Source organism: Streptomyces sp. NPDC002690 (assembly GCF_053592415.1).
In genome coordinates this window covers 1-4,020 of record NZ_JBSFVR010000508.1, presented here as the reverse complement: position 1 = coordinate 4,020, position 4,020 = coordinate 1, and the positions used below count along the sequence as shown (strand labels likewise).

The window sequence follows — 4,020 nt, the reverse complement described above, 5'->3', positions numbered from 1 at the left end:
GGCAGCGCCGCGACGCAGTAGTCGGCGTCGATGGTGCGGGTGCGGCCGTCCTGCGTGTAGGCACCCGGGCCCGGGGCGCGAGCCGGCGAACCCCTCGACCCGCTCGAATCCGCCGAGACGGCCGAATCCGCCGAGACGGCCGAATCCGCCGAGACGGCCGAGACCGTCGACGCGGACGTGGCCGGAGCCGTCCTGCGTACCGCCCGCGCGGTGCTCCGGGACCACCTCGCCGAGGCGACCGCCATCGACGACGTCTTCGCCCGGGACGTGGCCCAGCGGGTCGCCGACTTCACCCTCGGCGGCGGCAAACGGGCCCGGCCCCGCTTCCTCTGGTGGGCGATGCGGGCCTGCGGCGGCGGCGCGGACACCGTCGGCGCGGCGCTGCGCCTCGGCGTCGCACTCGAACTCATCCAGACCTGTGCCCTGGTCCACGACGACGTGATGGACGGCTCCCCACTGCGCCGGGGCCGCCCCGCCGTCCACGTCGAGCTGGCGGGCGTCCCCGGTGGACCCCCGGACACCGCGTTCGGCACCTCGGCCGCCGTCCTCGTCGGTGACCTCGCGCTCGCGTGGGCGGACGACACCGTCACCGCCGTCCCGATGGACCCTGCCACCCGGACCCGGGTCCTCACGATCTGGCGGGCGATGCGCACCGAGATGGTGGCCGGCCAGTACCTCGACCTGCACGGACAGGCGGCGGTCACCCGAACCGCCGCGCACGCCCTGCGGACCGCCTGCCTCAAGAGCGCCCTCTACTCCGTGGAGCGCCCCCTCGCGCTGGGCGCCGCGCTGGCGGGCGCCGACGACCGTACGACCGCCGCCCTCCGTGCGGCGGGCCGCAGCGCGGGCACCGCCTTCCAGCTCCGCGACGACCTGCTCGGTGCGTTCGGAGACCCGGCGGTCACCGGGAAACCCTCCGGCGGCGACCTCCGCGACGGCAAGCCCACCTACCTGGTGGCCGTCGCCCGGGAGCGCGCCGAGGCGGCGGGCGACACCGCCGTGCTCGCGGTCCTGGACGCCGGCGTGGGCGACCCCGCCCTCACCGACGAAGGCCTCGCCCGGGTAAGGGAAGCGCTCACCCGGAGCGGCGCGCGCGCCGCCGTCGAACACCGGGCGGACCGGCTCGCCGCCGAGGCCGAAGCCCGCCTCGACCTCGCCGGACTCCACGCGGAGGGCGCCCGCCGGCTGATCCTGCTGCTGCGGGAGGCCGCGAGCGGGCGCACCCCGCCGCCGTCCGGGCCTCCCGTCCCACCCCCCGGCCCACCGTCCGTAACCGGCCCCGGCTTCGGCTTCGGCCCCGGCCACGAAGGAGGCACCACCCGATGAGGACCGTCCCCGGGCGCACCGACCACGTCGTGGTGATCGGCGCCGGTCTCGCCGGCCTGTCGGCGACCCTCCATCTGCTCGGCGCCGGGCGGCGGGTCACCGTCGTCGAACGCGACCCCACACCGGGCGGACGTGCCGGTCTGCTGGAGCGCGGCGGCTACCGCATCGACACCGGCCCCACCGTGCTCACCATGCCCGACCTCGTCGAGGAGGCGTTCGCCGCCGTCGGACACCGGCTCGCCGACCGGCTCGACCTGATCCCGCTCCACCCCGCCTACCGCGCCTGGTTCGCCGACGGGTCCACCCTCGACGTGCACACCGAACCGGCGGCGATGGAGGCCGCCGTGGAGGAGTTCGCGGGCGGCCACGAAGCGCTCGGCTACCGCCGTCTGCGCCGGTGGCTGGAACGCCTCTACGCCGTCCAGATGCGCCGCTTCATCGACGCCAACTTCGACTCGCCGTTCCAACTCCTCCACCCCGACCTGGCACGTCTTGCCGCGCTCGGCGGCTTCGGCCGGCTCGACGCGCGGATCGGCCGCTACCTGAGCGACGAACGCCTGCGCCGCGTCTTCTCCTTCCAGGCCCTGTACGCCGGGGTGCCCCCGGCCCGAGCGCTCGCCGCATACGCCGTCATCGCCTACATGGACACGGTCGCCGGGGTGTACTTCCCACGAGGCGGGATGCACGCGCTCCCCAGAGCCCTGGCGGACTCGGCCGCCGAAGCCGGTGCGGCGTTCCGCTACGACGAGTCCGTCAGCAGCCTGGAGCGCTCCGGCGACCGGGTCACCGCCGTCGTCACCGACCGGGGCCGCATCCCGTGCGACGCGGTCGTCCTCACCCCGGACCTGCCCGTCAGCTACCGGCTGCTCGGCCGCACCCCCCGCAGGCCGGGCGGGCTGCGGCACTCGCCGTCCGCCGTGGTCCTGCACGCCGGGACGGACCGTACCTGGCCCGGACTCGCCCACCACACCCTCTCGTTCGGCCGGGCCTGGAAGGGCACCTTCCACGAACTCACCCGCACCGGCTCCCTGATGACCGACCCCTCACTGCTCATCACCCGCCCCACCGCCGGAGATCCGGCGCTCGCACCGCCCGGTAAGCACCTCCACTACGTCCTCGCCCCCTGCCCGAACACCGACATCGGCCCCTGCGCGCGCACCTGGGACGAACTGGCCCCCCGCTACCGGGACAGCCTGCTGAGCGAACTCGAACGCCGGGGCCTCGCCGGGCTCGGTGCCGCCATCGAGGAGGAGTGCCTGGTCACCCCGGTCGACTGGACCGCCCAGGGACACGCCGCCGGAACCCCGTTCTCGGCCGCCCACACCTTCCCGCAGACCGGCCCCTTCAGGCCCCGCAACCTCGTGCGCGGCACCACCAACGCCGTCCTCGCCGGCTGCGGCACCACCCCAGGCGTCGGCGTGCCGACCGTCCTCATCTCCGGCAAGCTCGCCGCCGCCCGGATCACCGGTCCGCCTCCGACCGTGCGGCCCAGGCCCGTCACCGTCACCGTCACCGCCACCCCGCGCCCCGTACCGAAAGGCACCTCCGCATGACCGCCCGTGAACTCGACGCGGCAGCCATCCACGACCCCGCCCTGCGCGCCGCGTACGCCACCTGCCGGAGGCTCAACGCACGCCACGGCAGGACGTACTTCCTCGCCACCCGGCTGCTCCCGGCCGACCGCCGTCCCGCGGTGCACGCCCTCTACGGCTTCGCCCGCCGGGCCGACGACATCGTGGACGACCTGGACACCGACGCGACCCCCGACGAACGCGCACGTGCGCTGCTCGCCTTCGAACAGCGGCTCGCCGAGGGCCTCGCACACGGCACCACCGAAGAACCGGTGATCCGGGCAGTGGTCCACACCGCCGACGTGTACGGCATCGACCACCGCCACTTCACCGACTTCATGGCCTCCATGCGCAGCGACCTCACGGTGACCGAGTACGCCTCCTGGGACGAACTCGGCGGGTACACCCACGGATCGGCCGCCGTGATCGGCCTCCAGATGCTCCCCGTCCTCGGTACGCTCGGGCCGCGTGAGGAGGCCGCCCCGTACGCCGCCGACCTGGGCGTCGCTTTCCAGCTCAGCAACTTCCTCCGGGACGTCGGCGAGGACCTCGACCGGGGCCGCGTCCACCTCCCGGACGACCTGCTCGCCGCGCACGGCGTCGACCGCGAACTCCTGCTGCACAGCAGGGCGTCGGGCGTCCGCGACCCGCGCATCACCTCCGCGCTGCGGGCCGCCGCCGCGTACAACCGTGAGATCTACCGGCGAGCACTGCCCGGCATCGCCCTGCTCGCCCCCGAGTCACGCCCCTGCATCCGCACCGCGTTCGTGCTGTACGGCGGCATCCTCGACGCCATCGAGGCGGACGGCTACGCCGTGCTCCACCGGCGCGCGGTCGTCTCCCACGCCCGCCGCGCCACGGTCGCCCTGGACGGACTGGTACGCGCCCTCGCCGCCCGCTCGTCACTCCGCAGCACCGCCGCGCCGCGACGATCCGTCCGGCCCCGCCCCCTCCCGGTGGCGGACGCCCCCCGGGCCGGCCGGCCGCACCACGACCCGGCCGTCACCGGAGCCGAACGGGAGGGCGCGGCATGACACCCCCTCTGGCCGGCGGGACCGGCCGGGCGAGGGACCGGCCGCCGTGCTCGATCCGGATGCCGAAGGTGTCCACGGGGTGGCAGAGC

At 75.3% G+C, this 4,020-nt stretch carries 3 protein-coding genes; all 3 read left to right on the top strand.

From position 1 onward, the window contains the following. The first annotated feature begins 177 nt into the window (after positions 1 to 177). From ACWD3D_RS34260 to ACWD3D_RS34250, 3 genes are read left to right on the top strand one after another with little or no spacing between them, the layout of a single operon-like run. Positions 178 to 1,326, top strand: a complete 1,149-nt coding sequence (locus tag ACWD3D_RS34260; protein WP_451464607.1) for a polyprenyl synthetase family protein — start codon at positions 178 to 180, stop codon at positions 1,324 to 1,326. Further along, a complete protein-coding gene (gene crtI, locus ACWD3D_RS34255; protein ID WP_451464606.1) occupies positions 1,323 to 2,879 on the top strand; it encodes a phytoene desaturase family protein in 1,557 nt (518 codons plus the stop codon). Before ACWD3D_RS34260 ends, crtI begins: the two co-directional genes overlap by 4 nt. After that, positions 2,876 to 3,931, top strand: a complete 1,056-nt coding sequence (locus tag ACWD3D_RS34250) for a phytoene/squalene synthase family protein (RefSeq protein ID WP_451464605.1) — start codon at positions 2,876 to 2,878, stop codon at positions 3,929 to 3,931. Before crtI ends, ACWD3D_RS34250 begins: the two co-directional genes overlap by 4 nt. Positions 3,932 to 4,020 lie beyond the last annotated feature (89 nt).

What these genes read in the sequence shown, in the direction of transcription:
- crtI (WP_451464606.1), top strand. Translation starts at nt 1,323, where the DNA reads ATGAGGACCGTCCCCGGGCGCACCGACCACGTCGTGGTGATCGGCGCC.
- ACWD3D_RS34250 (WP_451464605.1), top strand. Translation starts at nt 2,876, where the DNA reads ATGACCGCCCGTGAACTCGACGCGGCAGCCATCCACGACCCCGCCCTG.